Origin of the sequence: Vibrio sp. 14N.309.X.WAT.E.F5, from assembly GCF_030397615.1 — a bacterium.
In the GTDB taxonomy this organism is placed as follows: domain Bacteria; phylum Pseudomonadota; class Gammaproteobacteria; order Enterobacterales; family Vibrionaceae; genus Vibrio; species Vibrio lentus.
Genome location: NZ_JAPNXR010000003.1, coordinates 1 through 25,252, shown reverse-complemented (window position 1 = coordinate 25,252; position 25,252 = coordinate 1). Strand labels below are relative to the sequence as shown.

Genomic DNA, 25,252 nt, shown 5'->3' with positions numbered 1-25,252 from the left:
CTTATCTAGCATTTTGAAGCTCAAACGACCCTAGGTACTTCGGTCTACCTAGCGGTCGTTTTTTTATCTATAAAGACAAATGCTTGGAGTGGTGAGTGCTTTTTTAGAAAATACAATGCTTGGCAAAATCACCGGCTTCATTAGCCGTCCAGTCGCCTTTAGGCTTCTCTTTCATATCCGTACACCAAGCTTCACTGCCAACTTCTGTGCAAGCCATTAACTGAGTGGCTAGGAAAAGTATCAACGCGACTTTCTTCATAACAAATATTCCGTTTTGGTCTAGATTTCGGATAACTCTACCAAATACTATCCGTGATTGTTATAGCAACCAGAAACTTAAGGTATTTAAAGAAGACATGAATTTGAGCCGAATCTGAGGTTTGATAGCGAGAGGGGATTGCTCCGTCTAAAGATCGAAAAAGCCAGCAACATGTGCTGGCTTTGCAATTCTTGTGCGCTGCTATTCGTTAGCGAGCTTCTACTGTGGAGTTATACCAACTTCATCTCTTGGATGATATCTGAAGCGATTTCTGGCTTCGTACTGGTTGGCTTCTCGTGTAGATCGGATTTCAACTGTCCCTTACGGTTACTTAGGCCTGCTTCAAGTTTCTTAAGCGCTGCTGCGATAGCTGGGTACATAACATCGTCTGTAGATTTTGCTGTTACTCGTACACCTTCGTAGTTTGTGAATACTTCAACCTGATGTTGACCGTGTTCTTTAGTAATGATGATGTCGCAGCTAATCAGTGATGGGAAATGGTTAGATATCTTCTCGAATTTACCTTCGATGTCTTTGCGTGACTCGTCGTTAATTGATACATGATGTGTTTGAACATTTATTTTCATAAATCATACCTTTCCAATGACTGTGTCATTTAAACGTAGCAAACATCGCATAGATTAACCAACTGAGAATTAGCACATGTGTGATTCACTTCAGTGTTATCAAATATTCTCTTGTTACTCCCTTGAAAGTCCGATGAACTGATCGCATATTATGTTTCGTGAATTTCAAACGTGTTTAAAAAAACCTCATTCTCGAAATATTGCTCCAGTTGACTTCGCTCACTTAGATTTTATCGCCTTAATCAAGCCGCACCTCAATGACTTATTCTAGTCTTAAATTTATAAATCGCCTGTTACTCCCTACAAATTCCAATCTTTACCTCGTTATCACAATTACTGATATAAAGAACAATGACTGATTGAGATACGGTCTAGTACGGGATACTCTAACAGCTATCTTCTATTTGGATCCGTTATCATGAAAATGCCTGTTAAATTCGCTGCAATTGCAGCTTCCCTTTCTTTTGCTTTTAATGCCTTTGCAGCCCCTGTGGAATTTCAGAAGATCCCTGAGATCATGCAGCAATTTGAAACTGCAGAACTGTACATTAAGAAGTCAGTCACTCTAGGTCGTTTACCAGCAGAGTCTGAGATTGGCATTGATTTCCCTACTTATGTTTCAGACGGTAAGGGCGGTTACAGCTTAGAAACAAACAACGTAATGACGGGCGATGTAGTTATTGCGAGCATGCCGAAAGCGATTGTTGATGATATTTTCAATCAATGGTTGGTACCAAAAGAGACATGGATCAGCAGCTATGGATCATTGCCAACGTCGACCACTGAATTTAAGCCGTTTAAGCGCATTAAAACCATCAAAGCCATTAAGATTGATGCAGAAATGCTTGAGCTGTTAGGCAGTGAAGATGGTAACACGGCGATGATCAAAGTGAGCTGGGATGAGAAGGGGATGAAGGTTTATAAGGATGGTTACTTAGCGGATTATGAATACGGGATCGCCCCACATGAAATGCAAGAGAACTACGAATTAGCACCTAAGTAATTTGATTCAATTTTAGAAAAGCGCCCTGTTTTTATGGGGCGCTTTTTTGTAAGTAAAGAGGGTGTTACTGATGAATACTGAGTGACCAGTATTAGAGGTTAAGACTCATTAAACTCGTAAGAAGATGGCACCACAATCACGCCTTGTTTTGATATGTGGAAGCGTTTGGCATCGGCAAGACTATCAATGCCGATTTGAGTTCCATCAGGCACCTTAACGTTCTTATCTATGATGCAGTTCTGAATATGGCAGTTTCGTCCAATCTCAACGTCCTCAAACAGAATACTATCAATCACTATCGCGGCATTGCTGACTTTGACCTTAGGGAAGAAGATAGAGTTTTGCGCTGAACCGCCTTCAATCACCACCCCATTCGCGATCATAGAGTTGATGAATATCCCTTGGTTACCTTCTACTGAAGCGATGGTTCGTGCTGGTGGCAGTTGCTGATCATAGGTGCGAATCGCCCAATCTGGTTGGTATAAATCAATAGGTGAGGCTGGTTTCAACAAGTCCATATTCGATTGGTAATATGAGTCGATAGTACCCACATCTCTCCAGTACGCATCTTGTGTTACGCGTCCTTCTTCATCACCAAACTTATGCGCGTAAACGCTGTTGTTGCCGACCAACTTGGGAATAATGTCTTTACCAAAATCGTGGCTTGAATCCGGATCTTCTGCGTCTGCCAATAGTGCCTGTGTCAGTACTTCTTTATCAAAGATGTAAATCCCCATTGAAGCCATGCTTCGAGTCGGCCTACCGGGTACACACGCAGGGTAACGTGGCTTCTCGGTAAAGTTATTGATCTGCAGATTTTCGTTTATCTCCATCACACCAAACTCTTTGGCTTCATCAATCGAAACCTCCATGCACGCTACCGTTAAATCGGCTTCATTCTGTTTGTGTTGCTTGAGCATTGGTGCGTAATCCATGCGATAGATATGGTCGCCTGATAACACCACCACATGCTTAGCTTCACTACGAGAAAGCAGATACAAGTTTTGATAAATCGCATCGGCTGTACCGCTATACCAGCTATCACCGGTTCGCATTTGTGGGGGAACATTGGTGATGTATTCGCCGAGCTCGGGGTTAAGCACCGACCAACCATCACGTAAATGTTTTTGCAAAGAGTGCGACTTGTACTGAGTCAGTACCAGAATTTGGCGAAGCCCAGAGTGCAGGCAGTTCGCGAGTGTGAAGTCGATAATTCGATATTTGCCACCAAAGGGTACCGCAGGTTTTGCACGGTTATCGGTGAGGGGAGAAAGCCGAGAGCCAACACCGCCGGCCAGAACGATTGTTAGAGTGTCTTGCATAGTCAGAACCTCAATGTATTTATGATTATGAACAGAGACTTGCAAGCACTAAGCCAAATGTAACTCATTGAATATTAAACGAGGAGAGGGTGATTATTGTGGGAATGCACCAAATTGATGCGTACGGGATATTGGCTTGCTCTATTTTGATCCAAAGAGATCGGTTCAAAGTGGAGGGGCTTAGCTTAACAAAATGACGCACGGAAAAGTTGCATTACAAAACTGTCAATAAAATGAAGGAATAAAGTGATCAGGTCGGTATAAATTTACATAAATAATCACAACTTTTCACAAATTGATTTCCATCAATAAAGTAGGGTTATTGTATGCTACCTTGCACGCAAAATAAGAAATGATTACTCATTCACCAATAAAGAATTAAGCCCTCAAAAGGAAATTATAATGAAAAAAACAGTATGTGGTATTGCGGTTATTGCGGCTCTTATGTCAACCAATGTTCTTGCTCATAAAGAAGGTGATTTCATCATCCGTGCAGGTGCAGCAACGGTCTCTCCAAACGATAGCAGTGGCGCTGTTCTAGACAACTCAGACCTTGAGTTTTCAGTAGATTCAAATACTCAACTTGGTCTTACTTTCGGCTACATGTTTACTGACAACATCAGTTTTGAAGTATTAGCAGCGAGCCCATTCTCACACAATATTTCTGTAAATGGCTTAGGCAAAGTTGCTGACACTAAGCACCTTCCACCAACATTTATGGTTCAGTACTACTTCGGTCAAGCGAGCAGCGACTTCCGTCCTTATGTAGGTGCGGGTATCAACTACACGGTATTTTTCGATGAAAGTTTGAATGGCACGGGTAAAAGTGCAGGCTTAAGTGACCTATCTCTTGACGATTCTTGGGGCTTGGCGGCTAACATCGGTATTGATTACATGCTCAATGAAGATTGGTTCCTAAACGCATCAGTTTGGTATGCAGATATTGGTACTACAGCTAAGTACAAGCAGACTGTTAATGGGACGACAACACAATACTCAACAGATGTTGATATCGACCCATGGGTATTCATGATCGGTGGTGGTTATAACTTCTAACCCTCCTTATTAGTTTACTAAAGGCGCTCAAGCACCAGCCAGCTTGGGCGCTTTTTTTTGCTTGCTTGTTAATGAATTACTTAATCTAACTTACTGTTGTTATGGGTAAAGCAAACTGATTGTCGTCATTTATTGTTAATAAAAGAGAAAGATAACTGTCATAACAGCCCTCTATGATCGCGGTTCTAATTATGGAGGATATATGAATCGTAAATTTAATAAGCTGACTTTATTACTGCCTATCGCGGCAAGCTCTGCTCTGGCTGGATGCTCTCAGTCAACTTCAACGACTGCAGCATTATCTCAAACATCGCTTGATGCTTTTAGCCTTCAATGCCAATCCATCCAACAACCGAACAAAACAGATGCTGCTGTGACCGGAATTAGTCTGGTTGGTCGTACTATTGCTGATGCCCCGTTTGATACTTCTGCAGCCGAAATCGTCAGCTACGATTCATGTACCGATAAGCTTTATGTGGTAAACGCTCAAGCACAGAAAGTTGATGTGCTATCGATGGATGCTGACAGCGCCCCAATATCTGAAGGCTCTATCGATCTTCAATCAGCCGCCACAGCTTCTGGTATTGATATCGGTGCAGCAAACAGTGTATCGACCTATGAAGGCCTAGTTGCGGTCGCAATTGAAAACGCCGACAAGCAACAAAATGGCATCATTGCACTTTATCGCTCAGATACATTAGAGCTGATCACTACTTACACAGCTGGCGCATTGCCAGACATGGTGAGCTTTTCTAAGGATGGCCGTTACATTGCATCTGCAAATGAAGGTGAGCCGAATGCGGATTACAGCATTGACCCTGAAGGCTCAGTCACACTGGTTGATTTAACCAACGGTCCTCTGCAAGCGAAAGTCACGCAGATCGATTTCAAGGCGTTCAATCAAGGTCAACCTCGCCACGCAGAGCTAACCGACAAGGTTCGAATCTCGGCTCCTAATGCAGCTGTTGCTCAAGATCTAGAACCGGAATACCTGACGTTTGCTGATAACGGAAAACTCTACGTAGCCCTTCAAGAGAACAATGCATTAGCAGCGATTGACGTGGCGAGTGCAGAAGTCGATGCGATTCTGGGACTAGGCGGCAAACCTTGGGATACCGCTCAGTTGGATGCGTCAAACAAAGATAAAAACATCGGTAACCTACAAAGCTACGCAATGTTAGAAGGCCTTTACATGCCAGACAGCATCACCAGCTACAGTGTTGATGGTAACACCTACATCGTAACTGCGAACGAAGGCGATGGCCGCGAGTATGGCATCAAGACCACGCAAAAAGTGTGTGACGACAAAGGCTTTGAGTGGGATGGTGACGATTATAAAGGCACTGAAAACTACACAACAGAAAAAGACTTTTGTATCGCTTATATCGATGAAGTGCGCGGCAAGAAGTTAGATGTTGACGCTAACCACCCATTGGCAGGCGCACTCAAAGACAATAAGCAACTTGCTCGTCTTAAAGTGATTAAGCCACAAGGAACACTTGCTGCTGACCAAAAAGTTCAAGCATTCGGTAGCCGTTCTTTCTCTATCTGGGATGAGTCAGGCGAGTTAGTGTTTGATAGCGGTGATGATTTCGCTCGAATCGTTCTTGATCAAGATCCTGCGAACTTCAACAGCACCAACGATAACAACCAAAGTGGTGACGATCGCAGCGATGACAAAGGGGTAGAACCTGAGGCTATCGAAGTGGCTGAGATTAACGGTAAGCACTATGCCTTTATTGGTCTTGAACGCCAAGGTGGCATCATGGTTTACGACGTAACACAGCCTAAGAACGCAAGTTTCATCAGCTACTTAAATAACCGCGATTTTACTCAGCCTGTGTGTACCAAGGTTGATGAAGATGGTGATTGCGATAACGATACTTACAACGCGAAAGCAGGTGATTTAGGCCCTGAATCAATTAAGTATTTCACACGTTCAGGTAACCACTTTATTGCGGTCGGCAATGAAGTAAGTGGTAGCACATCAGTTTACCGCGTAGAGTTTTAATCAAGCTTATTATTAGCAATTAACTCGAATCAAAACAAAAGCGCCACGACTTATTCAGTAGTGGCGCTTTTTTATTTCATCGCTGATTTAGTAGCGATAGCAAAGGCCTATGGCTGTTGCTTAGTTGGTGCTAGAGCAATCTCACGGATACATACGTTCTGTGGTTGTTGGTAAGCGAATGATACAGCGCGAGCGATATCGTCAGCTGCCAATACGCCGCCCATGTCTTCTTTCCAAGAATCGTAACCGTCTTTGATCTCTTGAGATGTAGTGTGAGACAGAAGTTCAGTCTCAACAGCACCCGGTGCGATAGTAGTAACACGAACATTTGAAGCAGCCACTTCTTCACGAACGTTTTCAGAGATAGCGTGTACCGCGAACTTAGTACCACAGTAAGCTGCGTGGCTTGGGAATGTTTTCTTACCTGCGATAGAGCTGATGTTGATGATAGTACCTGTGTTGCGTTCCATCATAGGAGCAAGTACAGATTGCATGCCGTTTAGAAGACCAATCACGTTCACGTCGAACATTGTCTTCCACTCTTGAGCGTCTTGAGTATCGATTTGACCAAGAAGCATTGCACCAGCGTTGTTGATAAGTGCATCTACAGGACCAAACTTCTCTTCACCTTGTGCGATTGCTGCATCAAAAGACGCTTTGTCTGTTACGTCTACTTTCACAGATAGAGAGTTTGGTAGGTTAAGCGCTTCAAGGCGGTCAACACGACGAGCTAAAAGTAGCAGAGGGTGACCTTCATCGCTTAGACGACGAGCGATTGCTTCACCAATACCAGAGCTTGCACCTGTAATTACGATTAGTTTTTTCATTTTATTTCCTCTGTACTTTTATTGCGTCGGGTGGTTACGACGTATTGTTTAAGTGCATTCGAATCAAGTGCTTGTTGCCTTGCTTCGTTGCGATGGAGGTATATTAAGGAAAATAGCATTGTTGATATATAGCGCTTTACTTGAAACACTGTTGCTGTGGTGCGACAATAAAAGCGTCTATCCCATAACTTCATTAGTAAGCTGGCGACCATGCTCAATCAAATTAACCTGTCTGATATTCGTTCTTTCGTGCTTATCGCGCGTTTAGGTAACTTCACTAAAGCGGCAGAGGAGCTTGATGTGTCGCGCTCCCACGTATCACGCCAAGTGAGTAGCCTAGAAAAGCAGATGGGCGTGACGTTGTTTATCCGCACCACTCGAACCTTAAGACTGACGCATGCAGGGCAAGATCTGTACGCGAGATGTGAACAAGCCTTAGATAATATAGACCAAGCTCTGATTGCTGCTGTGGATGATGTCGAAGAAGTACGTGGCGACATAAAAGTAAACTGTGTCGGTGGTTATCTTGGTGAAGTGATCATCGCGGATTTGGTGAATGAGTTTATGCAGCTCTACCCAGACATCAGTATTAGCCTTGATTTCAGTAGCAACCGAGTCGACTTGATTGAAGATGCGTTTGATATTGCCTTTCGCATGGGGAGCTTAGAAGATGCGGGCTTTATCGCAAGAAAGCTTTTAGACATTGAGATGGGAACACTCGCGAGCCCTGAGTATTTTGCTCGTAAAGGAAAGCCTAATCACCCCAAAGATCTTATTCACCATGACTGCTTAACGGGGTCAGTGCGCAAGTGGAGCTTTCAAGCTTTGGACGACACCAAGAAAACGGTTGATGTGCATGTGACGGGCAGACTGCAATGTAAAAATGGCCGAGTGTTGGTGCAGGGCGCGAAGTCGGGTAATGGGATTATTCGTGTTCCAACTATCTATTGCTTACAAGAACTCAACGACGGGCAACTGCTGCAAGTGTTTGATGAGTGGGTGGTACCGAAAGTGGACTTTTCAGCGATCTACCATCGAGATCGCTATCAACCAAGCCGAATCCGAACCTTCATTGATTTTGTAAAAGGTCGCTTTGAGCAAATGCCAGTCAGCTAAATAGTGCGTGCTGGCCATTATTTGGAATAGAGCAAATTCGCGTGGGCTTACATCTCGTCGATTTCGTTTTGTAGGTTTTCCAGCTGGTCTAGAATCAACAAGAACTTTTCGCCGAACGGCGTCACTTGGTATTCAACTCTTGGTGGTAGTTCGTTGAACATTTGCTTATCTAAAATCCCGAATTCTACATTTCGCTTCAAACATTCATTCAATACCTTAGTCGATAATCCTTCTACTGACCGCACCATTTCACCGGGGCGATTAATGCCATTTGCCAGTAATTGGTAAACCGTTAGCGACCATTTACAGCCGTAGATGGTTTCGACCATGCGAGCTGAGCGCTCTGGTGCTGATTTTCTTGAAAAAAAGTTTTCCTGATTTTTCATAAAGATGTACCAATAAGTACCTACCTAACCGATTTGTACTTACTATTCATAGTGTTAGTTCAAGGCCTAAGATTACCACGTTCATATGACTTAGGAGATAACAAAATGAACTTCACTAAAAATGGTATTGCAGTAGTAATCGGTGGCACAAGTGGTATGGGCTTTGAAACAGCGAAGCAGTTAGTCGCTCAAAACATCCATGTGTTGGTTGTCGGCAATAACCCAACTAAGTTAGATAAAGCGGTGTCAGAACTACAATCGCTCGGTCACGCTTCGGGTTGGCAAGCTAACCTTTATGATGATGCGAGTGTAGCTAATCTCATTGCGCATCTAGAGTCGCTTGAAGAGGGTATTGGTTACCTTGTTAATGCGGCTGGCTACTTCAACCCTAAAGCGTTTATCGAGCATCAAGAATCTGATTACGAGCAATACATGCAGCTCAATAAAGCAACCTTCTTCATCACTCAAGCGATAAGTAAATTGATGATCAAGAACGGCGGTGGCAGTGTGGTTAACGTTGGCTCTATGTGGGGTAAGCAGGCAATCAAAGCGACGCCATCTTCCGCCTATTCAATGGCTAAAGCTGGCTTGCACGCATTAACACAGCACATGGCAATGGAACTGGCTGAACATAACATTCGTGTAAATGCGGTGTCTCCGGCTGTGGTTAAAACGCCGATTTACGAATCTTTCATTAAACCGGAAGAAGTGGATCAAGCGCTAGAAGGTTTCAATGCGTTCCACCCGATTGGTCGAGTCGGTTTACCGAAAGATATCGCCAATAGCATCTCTTTCTTACTGTCAGACAGTGCTGATTGGGTAACGGGTGCAATCTGGGATGTTGATGGCGGCGTGATTGCTGGTCGCAATTAATTAGGATTCTTTTTAGGTGGCTGTCGCGCAGGAAAATAGCGGCGAGATGGCCTCCTTGATGAGTATTCGCGTAGAATAAAAGCTAGAAAGATAATAAGAATAGTTAAAACGATAACAAGAGTAAGGTCGCCATTATGTTCAACATGGACTTTTCAAAAAAGCTGGTTATTGAAACCGAATCATTAGATTGGATTGCAAGCCCTGCCAAAGGGGTATGGCGCAAGCCGCTTGAAAGAGAAGATAAAGAATCAGGTCACACGACTAGCGTGGTTAAGTACGATCCTGAATCTTCGTTTTCTGAGCACCCGCATCCGCAAGGCGAAGAGATATTCGTATTAGAGGGTGTGTTCTCAGATGAAACTGGAGATTTCCCTGCAGGCACTTATATCCGTAATCCTCCGGGCAGTGCGCATTCTCCATCAAGCAAAGATGGCTGCACGATCTTGGTGAAGCTCAATCAGTTTGATGCGAGAGACTTAACTCAAGTTCGTATCAATACTCTAGAAACTGAATGGCTTCCGGGCATTGGTGGCTTACAAGTCATGCCACTGCACGAGTTTGAGCACGAACATGTTGCTTTAGTGAAGTGGCCTGTCGGCGAACGCTTTCAGCCACATCGTCATTTTGGTGGTGAAGAGATCTTTGTGTTGTCGGGCACTTTTAAAGATGAACATGGCGTGTATCCAAAACACACTTGGATGCGTAGCCCTCATATGAGCGAGCATTTCCCTTATGTGGAAGAAGAGACGGTTATCCTAGTGAAAACGGGTCACTTGCCATTGGATTAAAGGAATGCTCAATATAAAGATGAGAAAGCCGCATTGTTTTGAACAAGCGGCTTTTTTAGTTTTTATATATGAATTGACTAGTAAGCGACACCAATACGTTGACGTGGGAACTTACCAGCTTCGAGCTCATCAATCATCGCAATCGCGTAGTCGCTGACTGATATTTTGCTGTTGCCATCTTCGTCGGTGAGCAGTTGGTCACCACCTGTGCGGTACGTTGATAGCTTATCGCCCGGGAAAATTTCTGCTGCAGGGCTAACAAACGTCCAGTTAACCTCGCTGTTCGATTGCTTGAACACTTCAAGAGCTTCACCTTGTGCTAACGCTTCGTTTTTATGTTCTGCTGGAAAGTCCGGAACGGTCACTAACGGTACGTTTGGCGCCACTTCTAATGAACCTGCACCGCCAACCCAAAGTAGGCGCTCGATACCAATGCTTGGCAGTGTCTCAAGCAGCTTAGTTGCTGTGCTTTTTACGATGTCGTGATTACCCAAAGCACGTCCGCCAATCGAAGTGATTACTGCATCAATGCCGGATAGTGCGGTTGCAAGGCTTGCTGCTTCATCTTGTAAATCAAATGAACGAACCTCAACATTGTTCATTTCTACACGGCTTGCATCTCTTACGACAGCAACCACGTCGTGACCACGAGATTGAGCTTCTTGAGCAATGTGATTACCAATCCAACCTGATGCGCCTAATACTGCAATTTTCATAATGTCTCTCCAATTATCTAATTTATTGAGTCGTTTTCTCGACAGCCATTGCAGTCTAATAGCTCACTAGGTTGCGATAAATATCGCAAAATGATGTAGATTGTATCTATATAGTTATCTAATAAGATTCGATTAGCTGCTAAACAGTTCAAGGAGAGTGTGATGGATAGGTTGACGGCGATGCGCAGTTTTGTCGAAGTCGCAAATTGTGCCAGCTTCACTCAGGCAGCTGAGCATTTGGACATGAGCCGATTACAGGTTTCACGCCATGTTCAAGAGATCGAAGGGTGGCTAAAACAAAGGCTACTGCACAGGACCACTCGTAAGGTAAGTTTGACTGCGGCAGGAGAGATTGCGTTGCAACGTTGCGAAAAAATTCTCCATGAAACCGCAGAGCTAGAAGTCACTTCACTCAATCAAACCGACGATCTTTCAGGGGTAATTCGAATTGCAGCGCCGATTGGTTTAACTCAAAACATGCTGTTGGATGTGGTTGAGCAATTCACTGAGCTTCACCCTAATATCACGGTCGAGTTGTTTGCCTCAGACCGTTTTGCGCAGCTGGTGGATGAAAGAATCGATATTGCGCTTCGTTATACTGACCAACCTGACGATAGCTTGATTGCTCGAAAGCTCATGGAAATTGATTCAGTGGTGTGTGCCTCTCAAGTCTACCTAGACAAACATGGTGAACCTGAAACGGTCGAAGCACTTCGACAGCATAATTGCTTTCGCCATTTGAGTGTTTCTAAGTGGGATTTCGTTAGGGATAACCAGCATTATTCGGTTGAGGTATCTGGCACCATAAAGGCCAATGATGTTGGGGTATTAACTCGCGCCGCACAGCATGGAAAAGGGATTGTTCGCTTACCTTGTGATTTAGCGAATCCTTTGATTGCGGATGGTAAATTGAAACGAGTTTTGGATGACTTTGTTTCACCGAGTAGCGTACTTTGGGCAGTGTATCTATCTCGCAGTTATCAGCTTCCTATTGTTCGTCAGTTCATTGATTTTACAGCAGAAGCTTGGTCTAGCGATATTAAGTCTGGGGATGTTTGAGGTCATATATCTTAAGTACACAAGTACACAAGTACACAAGTACACAAGGCATAAACATATAAATACAAAAATCCGATATCAAAGGTGATATCGGATTTGAACTCAATAATTCAGAGTTCCAGCACGCTCTCCTCTCACGAAGTCTTTAAATGTAATGATGTACGGATAATCGGGTATTTATCACCTTTTCGTTGGTGTCTGGTAAAGGCTGATACAAGCTTCTAGTAATGTCGGATAATACTTGGTCGTAGACTTGCGATACGACGCTAGAGATATCACTGGTTAACTCGTACATACTATCTGCCGGTTGGGTCGCTTCGTTGCTTGATGCGATCTCTGTGAGTGCATGCATCGCACGTGTACAAATCGGAGAGCCACTACTAATAGGGCAGATAATCGATAATTGGTTGAGTTTTCTGTGTGTTTGAGAGGCGTAGAATTTGAATCTCGCATACTCCTCAGGCTTCTCCATATCCGCCTTTTCTATTCCAGGGATAGACATTCTAAGCTTGGTCAGAATATCCATGCAGTCTAAGATCTGTTGCCAGTTCATGTGGTACTCACGGCTCATGTCTTCTCGTTCAGACTGAATCAGCCAGATGATCATCACTTCATCCATCAAGAACATGCTGTGACGAATCGTTTTGCCATGAATTGATTGGTTACGTACCAAGCTACGGTTTTGCCAGTCGCTGTGCATGGCGATGAGCTTGAGGTGATAGATGCGATACATAGGGCGGCTATCGAACGACACATGGGATTGAAGTAATTCAGACACCTCAAGTATGTTGTCGTAAATCTTATTCACTTTGCGAATCGAGTCGCTAGATAATTTATAAGCCAGAGCGTAATGCGTTGCCGCGCGATGTTTACGTGATAACAACAATAACTCTCTGAGCAGAACCAAGGTTTCAAACCTATGTGATAGCGCTGTTTGTCTCTTTTTTGAAAAATGAAGCAGTGCAGCAAGCACTGCAATCGATAAACCCACTGAAATAACTACAAACATATTCAACTCCTAATATTTGCATACCTACTTAGTGGTAGTGCAGACGCCGTGCCAAAATGGATAAGTGTTATATTTCAGTTGGTTATGTTTTTTCTGTAATTATGAATGACCAATAATGGTGCATGACTTCACCATTCGAGTGAATGTTTCTCATCTTTTGCAGGATTTTTTGAGAGGTTACGCTTTTCTTGTGATTAGGTTGGGGAGGTTTCGATAGGTAGAGGCACTTCGGCGATCCATCTCTAGCTCGTCTAAAAATACGGAAATGAAAAAGGCCTCACCCTTTATACTTTTAGTTAAAAAAAGCAGTAAGAGTGAAGCCTTTCAATGTTCGTTTCTAAGTTTAGTTACCTTCAATGCTAAATGCTAAATGCTAAATGCTAAGCATTGAGGAATAAACTAAACGTTATGCAAGCTTAAGGTCGAACTCAGTGCGGTACATAACCATATCTTCAATGGTCAGTACTGGCATGTTGTGTAGTTTACCGAAAGCAACGATCTCTGGCGCTTTTGCCATTGTGCCGTCTGGGTTGGTTACTTCACACAGTACACCAGCCGATTGAAGGCCTGCCATTTGCATCAGATCTACAGTACCTTCTGTGTGGCCGCGGCGAGCAAGTACACCACCTTTGCGAGCACGCAGTGGGAATACGTGGCCAGGGCGAGCAAGGTCAGTAGGCTTAGCTGTTGGGTTTGCAGCTGTCTTGATCGTTGTTACACGGTCAGCGGCAGAAACACCTGTCGTTACGCCAACTTTTGCTTCGATAGTGACAGTAAACGCAGTTTGGTTTGCGCTGTTGTTATCAACAACCATAGGTGGAAGTTCAAGTTGGTTTGCTTGCTCGTCAGTTAGACATAGGCACACAATACCGCTGCATTCGCGGATCATAAGCGCCATTTGAGCATTGGTTAGGTGTTCTACTGAGTAGATGATGTCGCCTTCGTTCTCGCGATCTTCATCATCGAGTAAAAGTACGCCACGACCTTCGCGTAGAGCTTGCAGTGCGTTTTCAACGCGAATGATTGGTTCGCCAAATTCGGCAAGTAGTGAAGACTGATTCATGGTTAAACTCCTAAAATATCACCAGAATCAGGGCTGTATGAGGGATCTCAACCGAGCACAACAAAGCCTACTCATTACAAGAGGGTTTAGCTCATTATGGTTTTATCCAAAACGAAATGCACCCGTCTAAGCTGGAGGCATGAACCCAATAAATGGGCGCGCCTTTCCAACGTAAACGAGTGTGTTTTCATTCTCTCTCATCCGGACTATGACCGTCGGCTCTGGCATCTCACCAGATCTGCTGACCTCGACGAATCGAGCGCTCGCGGGCTTATCTTTAGATTTTGCTAAGGATATACCGCCGGTGGGGAATTTCGCCCCGCCCTGAGAATAAAAATTAATAATCTGTTTTGCTTTTGAAAGCAGACCAGATGGTAATCCTTTCAATTGTGGATTTAAAGGACTGGCAGCAAAGTTTTTAAGATTCTGGCCTGATAATCCGGTAAGTGTTCACTTTATCAGCAGAACGCGTCAGTCAGTCTTTAGTGGGGTGATGCCTTTGTCTCGTCTGGTTTAAGTGGCCTTTGCTTTTTCTATGAACATAAGTGGATGTTGAATGTTATTGGTGTTGGCGCGTCTGTTCAGCGAATCAATACTCAAGAGGTCCATCAATCGAATATTGTTACACCATGACGGCTGACTGACCGTTTTGACATAAAATTGATATTGGCGATGCTAAGCTGCGATAGCATCCGACCACTTCATCTAAAAGATTTTAGCCATGACTTCTCTGTTCTCTAACAAATCCAAAGGCTTATTACTGCTTGTTCTAAGCTTGTATTCCCTCGTACCATTTTTGATCTTTGGATCCGACTTCGACCTTGGAAGTGCGGTTTTGCCTTTCTATGGCGCCTTTATGACGTTCGTGACTTACTCAGCAGGTAATCAAGGTTTCTTGGTAACGCTAGCTGTTTTGTCTTTAGTTTTGCTCATGATGAAATTTTCCAAAGCTAAGCTGGTCAGCCTTTGTTTGCAGCTCGGCTTGCTGTTGGTTCTTAGCTTTGCAGCAAAAACCTTCTTGAAGCATTCTACAGAAAGCCCCCGTCCTTATTCTGAGTATTTGGTGACGCAAGAAGTGGTTGAAATGCCAGAGCTGTTTTACGAACTGCCATTGGTAGAAAAGAACGCAGCGATTGCATCTGTGCAAGACAAGGTGAGTGAGTGGCGAACGCGTCACTGGTTGGGTGAAACTGACTATTCTTTCCCATCTGGGCATATGATTTTCGTTGGCGTGTGTCTGGCGTTCTTTGGCGGCTTGTTCCTAGAAGCGAAACGTTTTTACTTAGTCGGCGGTTTACTAGTTTGGGCTGGTGGCGTTGCTTATAGCCGAGTTTGGCTTGGCATGCATCGACCTGAAGACTTGGCGGCGTCTATCGCCTTTGCAGGCCTTATCTATCTATTGGTGCCTGTGGTTCCAACGCAAAAAATAGAGCCTTTACTGCCTAAGTTCTTAAGATCGACCTAAGTTTCAAAGAGCAGTACTAGTTTTAATATCTGCCTAGCTCTTAAGCTGCATTTGAATCTGAAGTAAGCGTTTAACAAGCAGAAGTTCTGGCTACTGATTGAGCCCGAGTTCTGCTTGTTTCTTTTTGGTTAGCCCTAAAGACACAATTCGGTGTGATTCAGTGAGGTAGTATCTCAGCTCTTCGTCCCTTTCTGGTGTGCTTTCAAAAAGTTGAATCCACTTCATACCACGTGAAGCAAAGTAGGGCGCAGGTTTATAGCCTGGCTCTTCTTTGAGAAAATCGAAATTCTGATCGGACGCCTTGAAGATAAATGCAGGCTCGTCGTTCGGCCCCCAGCCACCAATCGCAAACACCTTACCGCCCACTTTCCAAACATGCGAGTTATTCCACTGCATCACATAGCTGGTGGCAGGTTGTGACTCGCAGAATGCATTGAATTCGTCGTAAGTCATAGAACGTCCTTTTATCTATTGGGTGTTTGTGTTGGTTTTCTAAGATGTCTTTGTTCTTCTCGTCTTTATCGCCAATAACTAGCCAGCTAAACCCTGCCAGATTGCCGTAAAACCACTGATAGAACATAGCAACAAAGAACCAATGCGTATTTTCTCTTTGGGAATGCTTTGCGTCGTCATTAACGCCACTTTGTAACCCAACCAAGCCGCAGGCAGCAACGGGATTGTGATGATCAAATGGTGCATAGTGAAGAAGCCAATTGGGATCTGTACCAGTAATGAAATGATGGAACTAAACACGAAAAACGCAGAAAGGTTACCACGAAGCTGATTGGCATCTTGGTGTTGCAGCAGCAGTGCCATCGGTGGACCACCAATACCTGAACTGGTGCCAAAGAATCCAGAGAAGAATCCCGCAATGCCCATTTTGGTTGGTGTCGGCTCTAACCTAAACGGAAGCAAGCTGACAATCACCGCAAACACCACCAACAAGCCTAACCACAGAGACAGCACGCTCGTTGAAACCATTACTAATAAAGCACCACCTGCGAGCGAACCTGGAATACGGCCAAGCAGTGCGATTTTTAATCCGCCGATAGAAATATTTGCTCGGTGTTTAAACGCATTGAATATAGAAATGAACAGGCCAACGAGACAGATAGGCGCGGGTACATAATCGGGTGAGACTAAAAACAACAACGGGGCTGCCACAATAGCCAAGCCAAAGCCGATAGCGGTTTGTACAAACGAGCCGACAAAAATGAGTGCCATCGCGATAAGGGCGGTCTGATCTAGGTATTCCATAAGCCTGCGAATTAGTTTTAAAGGAGCGAGTGGATACTATAAATTAAAACGAAAAGAATAGTCTTATTATTCAGTGAGGTTTATGCAAGTTTCGTTCATTATCATTTCGATAATAACGACCAACAAAAAAGCGAGTGAGCATATCAGGATACTTCCTTTCAATACTCACTCGCGTATTGGAACGACTTGTTGCTTACGCTAGTGGGGGAGTCAGCATAAAACGTTAAGCCATTGCCAATTTCAGTCGCTCAATCGGCTTGTCATTGATAGGCAAATGGATCAGTGCTGCTGCAAATGCTAGTACCACCGTTGACCACCAGATTGGCTCGTAAGATCCGTAGTAATCGTAAATTCGACCACCAACCCAAGCGCCTAAGAAGCTACCCACTTGATGAGTAAAGAATACCAAGCCGTACAACGTCGACAGGTAACGAGCACCGAAGATCTGACGAACTAAACCAGACGTTAGCGGAACCGTACCCAACCAACAGAAACCAATCGCCGCACCGAAGATAGCCGCGGTTGACTCAGTCACTGGCAAAGTCACAAACGCACCAATAACCACAGTACGCACTAAGTACAGTGCCGACATTACATGACGTTTGCTGAACTTATCGCCCATCACACCCCAGAAGTAAGATCCGAAGATATTGAAGATACCCACATAAGCCAGTGCCATCGCAGCACTACTCGCCGGTAAGTTTTTGTCTGCTAAGTAACTTGGTAAGTGCGTTGCAATGAACATCACGTGGAAACCACACACGAAGAAGCCTGCATGAATCAACCAATAACTTTTGTTCGAAAATGCTTCAGACAGTGCTTCTTTCAGTGTCTGGGTGTCTTCTACTTGTTTATTGGTTGCTGACTTCGGTGCTCGCATAAACAGTGCAAATGAGATCATCAAACAACAAAGCACGCCAAATACTTGCATCGCACTTTGCCAATCAAATTCGTTCAACATGTATTGCGCGCCCGGAATGACCGCGAACATACCAAATGAACCTGCTGCTGTGGTTAAACCAAATGCCTTCGCTGCGTGCTCTGCCGGTACAACTTTTGCTACCGCGCCCAACACGATCACATAGCTCGTCGCACTCAACCCAAGACCAACTAATGCGCCTAATGAAACGTAAAGCATGCTTGATTCGGTAGAAATAGAGGTAAGAAGTAAACCCAAACCGTAAGCACATGCACCCGCAATAATGATGCGTCTTGCTCCCCATTTGTCAGCGGCCATACCAACAAAAGGCTGGAACACACCGAACAGCAGGTTTTGTAGAGCAATGGCGAAGCTGAAAAACTCACGGCCAGTGCCGAAATGCTCTGAAATTGGCATCATGAAAATGCCGAATGATTGTCTGATCCCTAGACTGATAATAAGTGTGCCGATCCCAAGCCATACCAGTAAAGGAAAACGGAAAATGCTCATTCTAATACTCTTAAATTAATGGTGGTGATGTGAGTGGTTTTGCGCTGACATGTGTTGGTCTGTCATATCATGGTGATGCTCGTGCCCAGAATGATCATGCCCTGACTGCTGGTGGCATCCACTGCTCACGGCATGCTGAGCCAAGAGATCAATCAATGGCTGACTGTGATGCACAATAACCAAGCTAATGACGAGGAATAGCGTCATTCTGGCCAGTTGGGCAAAAAGAGATTGTGAAAACATAAGGTGTTTACATGCGCTCAATGTTGTAAGAAGTCGCGCATCATAATGACGAGTAGGGTATGTATCAAATGACCTTTTGTGATTTAGTCTATGCGTTTCATGCATAGATTTGAGCGTCGCTAGAATCAAGGACGAAATGTGACCAATAAATAGGAAAACACGAAGCTCACTCATTCCGCGATAGAAGCATGCAGTTAATAATGAAAGCCTAACTACAGGTTTTTAACTATCTGTTTAATTGAAGAATTCACAAAACTGTAAAAACTAATATACAAACTAATCACTAAGCAACATTGCTCGTTCACTCGACTTATCTGTCAAACATCGTAAATTTGGGCGTAAATCGTTTCAAAACTACTGAAACGCGATGTTAAAAGATTCAGGGAGAGTCATTCACATGGATAAAGATCATAACCTTCGCGAAAACTTACTGGCACTGATCTTAGGTAGTGCGCTAGTGTCACTCGGCGTTATCTTTTTCAATCAAGTCGGTTTGCTCACCGGAGGCACGGCTGGTCTAGCGATCTTCATTACCAAAGTGACAGATTTGAGCTTTGGCCAAGTGTTCTTCGCACTTAACTTACCTTTCTATATTTTGTCGGTTGCTCGCATGGGCTGGCGCTTCACCATCAATACGTTTATCGCGGTTTCGATTGTTTCGTTCGCCGTGGATCACTTGTATCACGTGATTCAAATTGCCGAAATTCATGCATTGTATGCAGCTTTACTTGGTGGTGGCTTGATTGGTACCGGCATGTTGGTGATCTTCCGTCATAAGATGAGTTTAGGTGGCTTCAACATTCTGGCGCTGTTCCTACAAGAACGTTTTGGAATTCGTGCGGGCAAGGTTCAGATGGCACTAGATTGTACGATTGTTGTGCTTTCACTGTTTATCGTTGATGTGTCACTGGTTCTTCTGTCTGTACTTGGTGCGATAGTAACCAACTTGATTCTGGCGATGAACCATAAACCGGGACGCTATCAACCGGTCGTAAAAGCGGAAGCGGCGTAGTAAGTGGAAGCAGAGTAGTTAGGTTCACTTAATCAAAGTGATTTGCAGATTACGAAAACAACAAAGCCAGCATCAATTGCTGGCTTTGTTCTATTTTTTGGATGGCTATTAGCACTTACTGCAATCGTTGTTTGGTTTGAGCTCGCAGTCAATCACATTGCCTTGTTGATCAAGTGACAGGTTACAGCATTCTTCAAACAAATTCTTAAGATCCCCGCGACTTTTCTGAACACGAGACTTAACAGTTGAGTAGCTGATATTTTGCGCCTCTGCGATCTCTTTTTGGCTTTGGCCTCTGATATCGACAGCAAGCAGTAATGATGAACTTTGTTCTGGTAACGCCTGAATAAAGGGTTCAATACATAATGAAAGCTTTTGCTTGAACTCAGAATTGTGGTCTAAATCGGTAAACCAAAGATCTTCAGCATCAATTTGGCTATCACGTTGTTGTCGAGCGTGCTTACGGTAAAAGTCGATGATCGTGTGATTGGCTAATTGGAATAGCCACGACTTTACGCTGCTCGCATCTTGTACCTTATCTAAGTTCTGATAAGTCTTAATCAAGATCTCTTGAAGCAGGTCGTCTACATCGGCGGTGTTGTTGACCTTAGAATGCAAGAATGACTTTAACGCTTGCTGATACTCAGCCCAAACCTGTTCTAAGTTCAAAGATGCCTTATTCAAAGGAGCCCCGTTCAAAGGTGCATCAGTTACACTGTTCATTTACGCAACACTCGTCTTGTAAGAAATCAATCACACCTTCTAGGCACTCATATTCTGCTACACAGAATAGGGTTCTTCCTTCTCGTCTTTGGCTGATGAGGCCTGCAGACGCTAGGCTTGAAATGTGGTGAGACAAGGTGGAACCAGGGATACCTAGTTCTTCTTGTAGGCCGCCAACTGCAATGCCTTGGTAGCCAGCTTTAACGACACTCTTATAAATAGTTAGGCGAATAGGGTGACCCAACTCTTTAAGTGCTTTCGCAACGACTTCTAAGTTCATATTAACTCCTCAAGATTTAATTTCGATATTAGTCGAAATGTAACCCAAATACAAATGTAAAGACCGTAATTTATTAAGTCATTGAAAAATAAACTTTTTGAAAATTATTTCGATTTTTATCGAAATAAAACTTGATCTGTTACGAGATATTTCTATAATTCGAGAATATTCGAAATTAAGGGTTGGTTACTTTTCTCATAGAGTCCGGCCTTCAATCCAGTTTGGAGTTAATTATGAGCAATGAAATGTTAACAATGCTAAAAGACGCACTTGATATGTTCGCCTTCTTAGCAGTAGAGCTAATCATCCTTTTCTTAGCGATCAGCTACATTGTTGGGATTCTGCAAGAGTTTCTTACGCCAGAAAAGATTCAATCTATCTTGAGCTCACGTAATGGTAAGGGCTATGTGGTTGCAGCACTATTGGGTGCAATTACGCCTTTCTGTTCATGTTCGACCATTCCTTTCCTTAAAGGGTTACTTCGTGCACGAGCAGGTTTTGGTCCAATGATGGTGTTCCTATTCGGTAGCCCACTATTGAACCCAGTGATCATTGGTTTGTTCGTGATTACGTTCGGCTGGCAAGTGGCTGTGTTCTACTTCCTAGTCGCAATGACAGTATCTGTAGTGGCAGGTTACGCACTTGAGAAGCTTGGCTTTGAGCGTTACGTAAAACCTGAAGCGTATGAATCGACAGGTTCTGCTTCAAACTGTGGCACTAGCTGTGGTGATTCTGCTCCTAAGAAAGCAGCGCCAGCGAAGGTAGAGTCTTCATGTGGTACAAGTGCATGTGGTGAACCTGCACCAGTAATGGCAAAAGAAACGTCTTGCTGTGATTTGAAAAAAGAAGAGCCAAAAGTGACCGTTTCATGCTGTTCAGCGGATGGAAGCGCAACAGCTGAAATCGTAGAGAAGAAAGAGCCTAGCCGTTGGATGAGAATTTGGTTCTCAACTTGGAAAGACTTCAAACAAGTTTTCCCTTACCTAATGATGGGTATTGCGATTGGTTCATTCATCTACGGCTTCATTCCTACAGACCTAATTGCACAGTATGCTGGCGAAGGTATGTGGTATGCGATTCCAGTAGCAGCTGTGATTGGTATCCCATTGTACATTCGTGCTGAAGCGGTAATCCCATTAAGTGCAGCTCTGGTACAAAAAGGTATGGCGTTAGGTTCGGTAATGGCATTGATCATTGGTAGTGCAGGTGCAAGTTTGACAGAAGTTATCCTGCTTAAATCAATCTTCAAGAACCAAATGATTGCAGCATTCCTATTCGTTATCCTAAGCATGGCGATGGGTGCAGGCTTCCTATACAGCTTTATCTTTGGTTAATCAGGTCTGATTCCTAGATAACTCCATTGATAGCAAGATATAGATAATAAAAAAGAGCTCACTTAGTTGAGCTCTTTTTGTGTTTAACAAACCATGCATATCAGACTGGGTTTGGCAGCGCAGCCGAAGTTCCGTATGCAGCGAAAGCATTGGTGGCTAACACATCACAGTGATGACGATTAATTGCATCGCCGTAATTGTTAGTGATTCCGGGGAACTGAAAGCGATACATTGGAATCCCATAGCGACGCTCTCTCTGCTGACCGATTCGATCTTTGCTTGTCCATAACAGTCGGTTTTTTGCCGTGTAAGTCATGCCGTGCATTTTGTTGAAGTATTCTTCATTACTGCGCATTTGCTCGTATAACTCGATGATGCGCTGCCTAGAAAAGTTCAACGTCGAGTTTGCCTTGAGTTGCGTTCCCCAACCAGTTAACACTTTTTCCATGAAATCACGAGTCACTAGCCCGGGGCCAGTAAGTAAACCCGCACCTTTACTTCCGCCTGATGTATTCGCATTTCCTACCAAAGTACCGTGTCGGCCTGGCATGTAGGTTGTGTAATATTTAGTGGATGGGGACAAGCGTGGCATTCTCGCTTTGAAAGCCAATGAACGTTCGTCTTCAGCAAAAACACACACGATCTGTTTGACGTTTTTGCCCAGTAATTTGTAATCCTTGAATGCGTTCATCCCACCGGGAACGGGGTCACACGCAAAAATGTTGACTGGAATATGGCTTAGCTTAGGGTCTTTGAGCATTCGGTTCGCCAGTTCAAAGCAACTGACACCACCTCGGCTCCAACCGACGATGTTAACTTGGCTAATCGGTTTAGTTTGGCGTTCAATCGCGATGTTCTGCTGGCGAGCGGCAATCCCTTGTTTTAAATCTGCAGCGAGTGCTTGTGAATCTTTCAACCAATCTTGATATCTCTGGTTGGTCGCAAAAGGCCAAGCTGATTTTGCTGGACGCGATTCACTAAGCAGTCCTTTGGCTCGCTTCATGTAGTCATTCTTATCTTGTTGGCTTCCGCGCAAGATATTCAGTACATGACGCATATTGCTGTCGATGCCTTTGCCTAGTAATGTTCCCTTAACTCCAGAATAGGTGTCGTCCTTACCTTGCTTCAACCATTCATTCTGATTCCCACTACCAACCCCATCCACTTGAATGTAGTCAATCATGTCTCTGCCCGTTGCATTCTTCGCTAGCGTCGAAATCAATTCGCCAGAAACATAGTTTTTGTGATTGTTGTCTTCTGAGTTTGAGCCTGTGCCACAGAAGAATACGGTTAATACGCTCATCCTTTGCCTTTAACACGATTAATTAAGATTGGAATCAGTATAGAAGTGATATGAGAAATTTATAAGATTGAATGAGTTAGAGAGAGGCATTGCTCCGAGGTTTAATGCAACAAAGCTGAAAATAGCGAAATGATTACAGGTCACTATGTAGTAAAGAAGAAGTAACGAAAGGGCTGGCATGCGGAGGGTAAAGCAATAAAAAACCCAACGGAAGGCTGGGTTTTAAGGGATGTCACTTAATAAGTTGGTGTCAGAGAATCAGAAATCTCTTAAATCAAGCTCATTGTTGATCAACACAACACACTGAGAAGCAAACAACATGTTTGGACCTAAGCTGATTTTCTCTGTCCCTAGACGCTTTAAGCTGTTGTAGCTTTTCTTTGGCATAGGGATGTGGTCAGTTAGAAGGAAACATGGGTTTTCAGCAATCTCTGCATCACGGATAAAGTCGCCTTTCTTATCCATCATGTACAGCTGGTGGTCTTCTGCTAGCTCTTTAACCAGCTTTTCAAAACTCATAGTACGAACAGTGATGCCCGGTTCAACCTGACGTGTCTGTTCTTTTGTCATACCTTGAGATGCATCAACCGCTCTTACTACCGCAGATAACAATGCAGACTCATGGAAGCCGCCAATGTTAGTGATCTCGTTTGAATCGAATGTAATGGTACGTGAAAAGTCTTTAGTACTTTCTAACACAAGGTGCACGGTGACATTCTCACGGTGAGACTGAGCAACGAAGATCGTGTTCATCAGAGTATGAGCCAGAATCTCAGTATGAGCGTCTTGCCCAACACCTTCTAAGATAAGTTTGCTCTCTGTAGGGGCTGCGCGAGCGCGTAATACAAATGAACGCATGGAATGTACCTTGTCAGTATGTGATAAAGCGAAACAGACTTTATCAACATGAATTGATGAATAACCAAAATTATGGCGGTATGTAACTCTTTTCTATTAATGAAGTCAAATGGAGTTATGTATAGTACTGACCAGAAGAACTAAACGTATTAAATAGAGAGTGACCACATTACAAGATGGTAAAGGTTGAAGATAACCAAGGTTTACATAGATAGTATGCGCAAATTATTAGGTGACTTACATAAGGAAGTAGTCGATGAAGTTACAGAAGATTAATAAAGAAGAATATAGAAAGAAAATGAACCTGCTGTTGGTTTCATTGGTTGGGTCACTCGCATTGTTTGCCATTGTATTCGGTAGCATTCTGATTGAACTTTTTGGTTCAGCTGGCTCCGTTACTGGGGAGGCGACGGGTAATTTCCATTTGAATGTACTCGGGGTGATTTTATCAGTCGCCTTGAATGCGTTTATTGCGAGCCGTGTGAAAGGGCATGATTACTTTAAAGAAGCGCTTTATGTGTGGAACCTGAAACAAATTCACAATCAAATCTATCGTAAGCTTAAACGTATTCAACCAAAAGCTGAGCAAGGTGACCGAGAAGCATTAACTATCCTTTACTTCTATTACACTACGCAAAAACAGGTATACGACCTAGATAACAATACATTGACGATAAAAACGGTTCAGAAATCGTTAGATAACATAGTGGCGCTGAGTGAAAAGTGGAGTATAGAACTGGATATAGAGACATTCTCGAAAGATCTAGTCGCGAAATTCTAAGTTATATGCTCTTGATTGTATGAGCTTTAGCCTGTGAAAGCGGGTTTTGACGTAAAAGTAGACGCTTAAGCAATTTTTTTGAATTTTTATCAAAAAAGGGGTTGCCATGTTTCCGATGATCTCTATAATGCCGCCTCACTGACACGGCAGACGCTACAAGGCTTCAGCGGTAACCAGTAAGACGGAAAGTTCGAAAGGAATTAATTTTAAAAAGTGTTTGACACTTAAAATTAAATCGCTAGAATTCACGTCCGCTTTCAAAGGTTTCTTTGTAAAAAGAAAGTTTCGACAAGCAAAGCTCTTTAACAATTTAAACCTATCAATCTGTGTGGGCACTCGTTGATGAATATCAAAACGTTATTACTTAGGTAATAACCGTTACTTCGGTAACAAAATTGATTTCAATGAACTGAGTGACCAATACGTTTAACTACTTGTAGTTATTCGGCACAGTCAATTCATTACCATTCTGTTGGAATGGTAATAGCTTTA

The 25,252-nt window shown here is 43.6% G+C and carries 27 protein-coding genes and 1 riboswitch; of the genes, 11 read left to right on the top strand and 16 right to left on the bottom strand.

Going from position 1 to position 25,252, the window contains the following annotated elements; genetic code table 11:
- Positions 1 to 103 precede the first annotated feature (103 nt).
- Positions 104 to 259: a DUF3012 domain-containing protein gene (locus OW495_RS04485; protein ID WP_017111529.1), complete on the bottom strand. Its 156-nt coding sequence runs from the start codon at positions 257 to 259 to the stop codon at positions 104 to 106.
- A 230-nt stretch (positions 260 to 489) separates the two neighbouring features.
- Positions 490 to 846, bottom strand: coding sequence for a ribosome-associated translation inhibitor RaiA (raiA, locus tag OW495_RS04480; protein ID WP_017106206.1), 357 nt, complete (start codon positions 844 to 846; stop codon positions 490 to 492).
- 418 nt (positions 847 to 1,264) lie between these two features.
- Here raiA and OW495_RS04475 point away from each other — a divergent pair, with 418 nt between their 5' ends.
- Positions 1,265 to 1,849, top strand: a complete 585-nt coding sequence (locus OW495_RS04475) for a hypothetical protein (RefSeq protein WP_289885224.1) — start codon at positions 1,265 to 1,267, stop codon at positions 1,847 to 1,849.
- A 98-nt stretch (positions 1,850 to 1,947) separates the two neighbouring features.
- Here the strand turns inward: OW495_RS04475 and glgC are convergent, their stop codons facing one another.
- The gene (gene glgC / locus OW495_RS04470) at positions 1,948 to 3,171 is read right to left on the bottom strand and encodes a glucose-1-phosphate adenylyltransferase (protein WP_289885222.1); all 1,224 of its coding nucleotides are present in this window, start codon (positions 3,169 to 3,171) and stop codon (positions 1,948 to 1,950) included.
- A gap of 402 nt (positions 3,172 to 3,573) precedes the next feature.
- On the opposite strand from glgC, the gene ompW reads away from it, so the two are divergent.
- Entirely contained in the window at positions 3,574 to 4,227 is a 654-nt protein-coding gene (gene ompW / locus OW495_RS04465; RefSeq protein ID WP_289885221.1) for an outer membrane protein OmpW, read from the top strand.
- Positions 4,228 to 4,429: 202 nt separating this feature from the next.
- Positions 4,430 to 6,238: a choice-of-anchor I family protein gene (locus tag OW495_RS04460; protein WP_289885220.1), complete on the top strand. Its 1,809-nt coding sequence runs from the start codon at positions 4,430 to 4,432 to the stop codon at positions 6,236 to 6,238.
- Between the two features lie 107 nt (positions 6,239 to 6,345).
- Here the strand turns inward: OW495_RS04460 and OW495_RS04455 are convergent, their stop codons facing one another.
- The gene (locus OW495_RS04455) at positions 6,346 to 7,065 is read right to left on the bottom strand and encodes an SDR family oxidoreductase (protein WP_004733012.1); all 720 of its coding nucleotides are present in this window, start codon (positions 7,063 to 7,065) and stop codon (positions 6,346 to 6,348) included.
- Between the two features lie 210 nt (positions 7,066 to 7,275).
- Between OW495_RS04455 and OW495_RS04450 the strand changes: the two genes are divergently transcribed.
- Positions 7,276 to 8,181, top strand: coding sequence for a LysR family transcriptional regulator (locus OW495_RS04450; RefSeq protein ID WP_017061687.1), 906 nt, complete (start codon positions 7,276 to 7,278; stop codon positions 8,179 to 8,181).
- A gap of 47 nt (positions 8,182 to 8,228) precedes the next feature.
- Here the strand turns inward: OW495_RS04450 and OW495_RS04445 are convergent, their stop codons facing one another.
- A complete protein-coding gene (locus tag OW495_RS04445; RefSeq protein WP_004733017.1) occupies positions 8,229 to 8,567 on the bottom strand; it encodes a helix-turn-helix domain-containing protein in 339 nt (112 codons plus the stop codon).
- 105 nt (positions 8,568 to 8,672) lie between these two features.
- Between OW495_RS04445 and OW495_RS04440 the strand changes: the two genes are divergently transcribed.
- Positions 8,673 to 9,440, top strand: a complete 768-nt coding sequence (locus OW495_RS04440; RefSeq protein WP_029222233.1) for an SDR family oxidoreductase — start codon at positions 8,673 to 8,675, stop codon at positions 9,438 to 9,440.
- Positions 9,441 to 9,574: 134 nt separating this feature from the next.
- On the top strand, positions 9,575 to 10,228 hold the full coding sequence (locus OW495_RS04435; protein WP_289885215.1) for a cupin domain-containing protein: 654 nt from the start codon (positions 9,575 to 9,577) through the stop codon (positions 10,226 to 10,228).
- Between the two features lie 77 nt (positions 10,229 to 10,305).
- On the opposite strand, the gene OW495_RS04430 is transcribed toward OW495_RS04435, so the two are convergent.
- On the bottom strand, positions 10,306 to 10,944 hold the full coding sequence (locus OW495_RS04430) for an NAD(P)-dependent oxidoreductase (protein ID WP_289885213.1): 639 nt from the start codon (positions 10,942 to 10,944) through the stop codon (positions 10,306 to 10,308).
- A 162-nt stretch (positions 10,945 to 11,106) separates the two neighbouring features.
- On the opposite strand from OW495_RS04430, the gene OW495_RS04425 reads away from it, so the two are divergent.
- Positions 11,107 to 12,003: a LysR family transcriptional regulator gene (locus OW495_RS04425; protein WP_289885211.1), complete on the top strand. Its 897-nt coding sequence runs from the start codon at positions 11,107 to 11,109 to the stop codon at positions 12,001 to 12,003.
- 145 nt (positions 12,004 to 12,148) lie between these two features.
- Here the strand turns inward: OW495_RS04425 and OW495_RS04420 are convergent, their stop codons facing one another.
- Together OW495_RS04420 and ribB are read right to left on the bottom strand one after the other, a co-directional pair.
- The gene (locus tag OW495_RS04420; protein WP_289885210.1) at positions 12,149 to 13,012 is read right to left on the bottom strand and encodes a hypothetical protein; all 864 of its coding nucleotides are present in this window, start codon (positions 13,010 to 13,012) and stop codon (positions 12,149 to 12,151) included.
- Between the two features lie 406 nt (positions 13,013 to 13,418).
- Complete coding sequence (gene ribB, locus OW495_RS04415; protein WP_102382843.1) at positions 13,419 to 14,075, bottom strand: 3,4-dihydroxy-2-butanone-4-phosphate synthase; 657 nt, start codon at positions 14,073 to 14,075, stop codon at positions 13,419 to 13,421.
- Between the two features lie 185 nt (positions 14,076 to 14,260).
- Positions 14,261 to 14,411, bottom strand: a riboswitch (FMN riboswitch).
- Positions 14,412 to 14,796: 385 nt separating this feature from the next.
- On the opposite strand from ribB, the gene OW495_RS04410 reads away from it, so the two are divergent.
- Positions 14,797 to 15,540 (top strand): phosphatase PAP2 family protein, encoded by a 744-nt coding sequence (locus OW495_RS04410; protein ID WP_102279742.1) that lies wholly within the window; start codon positions 14,797 to 14,799, stop codon positions 15,538 to 15,540.
- 90 nt (positions 15,541 to 15,630) lie between these two features.
- Here OW495_RS04410 and OW495_RS04405 read toward each other — a convergent pair whose 3' ends face one another.
- The 4 genes from OW495_RS04405 to OW495_RS04390 all read right to left on the bottom strand — a co-directional run bounded on the left by OW495_RS04405 (position 15,631) and on the right by OW495_RS04390 (position 18,469).
- Positions 15,631 to 15,993 carry an MmcQ/YjbR family DNA-binding protein gene (locus OW495_RS04405; protein WP_065111929.1) on the bottom strand — a complete coding sequence of 121 codons (363 nt, stop codon included), beginning with the start codon at positions 15,991 to 15,993 and terminating at the stop codon, positions 15,631 to 15,633.
- A 78-nt stretch (positions 15,994 to 16,071) separates the two neighbouring features.
- The gene (locus OW495_RS04400; protein WP_289885205.1) at positions 16,072 to 16,797 is read right to left on the bottom strand and encodes a sulfite exporter TauE/SafE family protein; all 726 of its coding nucleotides are present in this window, start codon (positions 16,795 to 16,797) and stop codon (positions 16,072 to 16,074) included.
- 223 nt (positions 16,798 to 17,020) lie between these two features.
- The gene (locus tag OW495_RS04395; protein WP_102279739.1) at positions 17,021 to 18,226 is read right to left on the bottom strand and encodes an MFS transporter; all 1,206 of its coding nucleotides are present in this window, start codon (positions 18,224 to 18,226) and stop codon (positions 17,021 to 17,023) included.
- A 15-nt stretch (positions 18,227 to 18,241) separates the two neighbouring features.
- Positions 18,242 to 18,469 carry a hypothetical protein gene (locus OW495_RS04390; RefSeq protein WP_198600246.1) on the bottom strand — a complete coding sequence of 76 codons (228 nt, stop codon included), beginning with the start codon at positions 18,467 to 18,469 and terminating at the stop codon, positions 18,242 to 18,244.
- Positions 18,470 to 18,866: 397 nt separating this feature from the next.
- On the opposite strand from OW495_RS04390, the gene OW495_RS04385 reads away from it, so the two are divergent.
- Positions 18,867 to 19,481, top strand: a complete 615-nt coding sequence (locus OW495_RS04385; RefSeq protein WP_017065874.1) for a YitT family protein — start codon at positions 18,867 to 18,869, stop codon at positions 19,479 to 19,481.
- Positions 19,482 to 19,589: 108 nt separating this feature from the next.
- On the opposite strand, the gene sigZ is transcribed toward OW495_RS04385, so the two are convergent.
- The gene (gene sigZ, locus OW495_RS04380; RefSeq protein ID WP_289885204.1) at positions 19,590 to 20,204 is read right to left on the bottom strand and encodes an RNA polymerase sigma factor SigZ; all 615 of its coding nucleotides are present in this window, start codon (positions 20,202 to 20,204) and stop codon (positions 19,590 to 19,592) included.
- The gene (locus OW495_RS04375; RefSeq protein ID WP_004733042.1) at positions 20,188 to 20,484 is read right to left on the bottom strand and encodes a metalloregulator ArsR/SmtB family transcription factor; all 297 of its coding nucleotides are present in this window, start codon (positions 20,482 to 20,484) and stop codon (positions 20,188 to 20,190) included. The genes sigZ and OW495_RS04375 overlap by 17 nt, the downstream gene beginning before the upstream one ends.
- A gap of 233 nt (positions 20,485 to 20,717) precedes the next feature.
- On the opposite strand from OW495_RS04375, the gene OW495_RS04370 reads away from it, so the two are divergent.
- Positions 20,718 to 21,818 carry a permease gene (locus OW495_RS04370; RefSeq protein ID WP_289885202.1) on the top strand — a complete coding sequence of 367 codons (1,101 nt, stop codon included), beginning with the start codon at positions 20,718 to 20,720 and terminating at the stop codon, positions 21,816 to 21,818.
- Positions 21,819 to 21,918: 100 nt separating this feature from the next.
- Here the strand turns inward: OW495_RS04370 and OW495_RS04365 are convergent, their stop codons facing one another.
- The gene (locus OW495_RS04365) at positions 21,919 to 23,121 is read right to left on the bottom strand and encodes a hypothetical protein (protein WP_289885200.1); all 1,203 of its coding nucleotides are present in this window, start codon (positions 23,119 to 23,121) and stop codon (positions 21,919 to 21,921) included.
- A 258-nt stretch (positions 23,122 to 23,379) separates the two neighbouring features.
- Positions 23,380 to 23,979 carry a tRNA (pseudouridine(54)-N(1))-methyltransferase TrmY gene (trmY, locus tag OW495_RS04360; RefSeq protein WP_017083166.1) on the bottom strand — a complete coding sequence of 200 codons (600 nt, stop codon included), beginning with the start codon at positions 23,977 to 23,979 and terminating at the stop codon, positions 23,380 to 23,382.
- Between the two features lie 256 nt (positions 23,980 to 24,235).
- On the opposite strand from trmY, the gene OW495_RS04355 reads away from it, so the two are divergent.
- On the top strand, positions 24,236 to 24,760 hold the full coding sequence (locus OW495_RS04355) for a DUF3087 family protein (protein WP_102339923.1): 525 nt from the start codon (positions 24,236 to 24,238) through the stop codon (positions 24,758 to 24,760).
- Positions 24,761 to 25,252 lie beyond the last annotated feature (492 nt).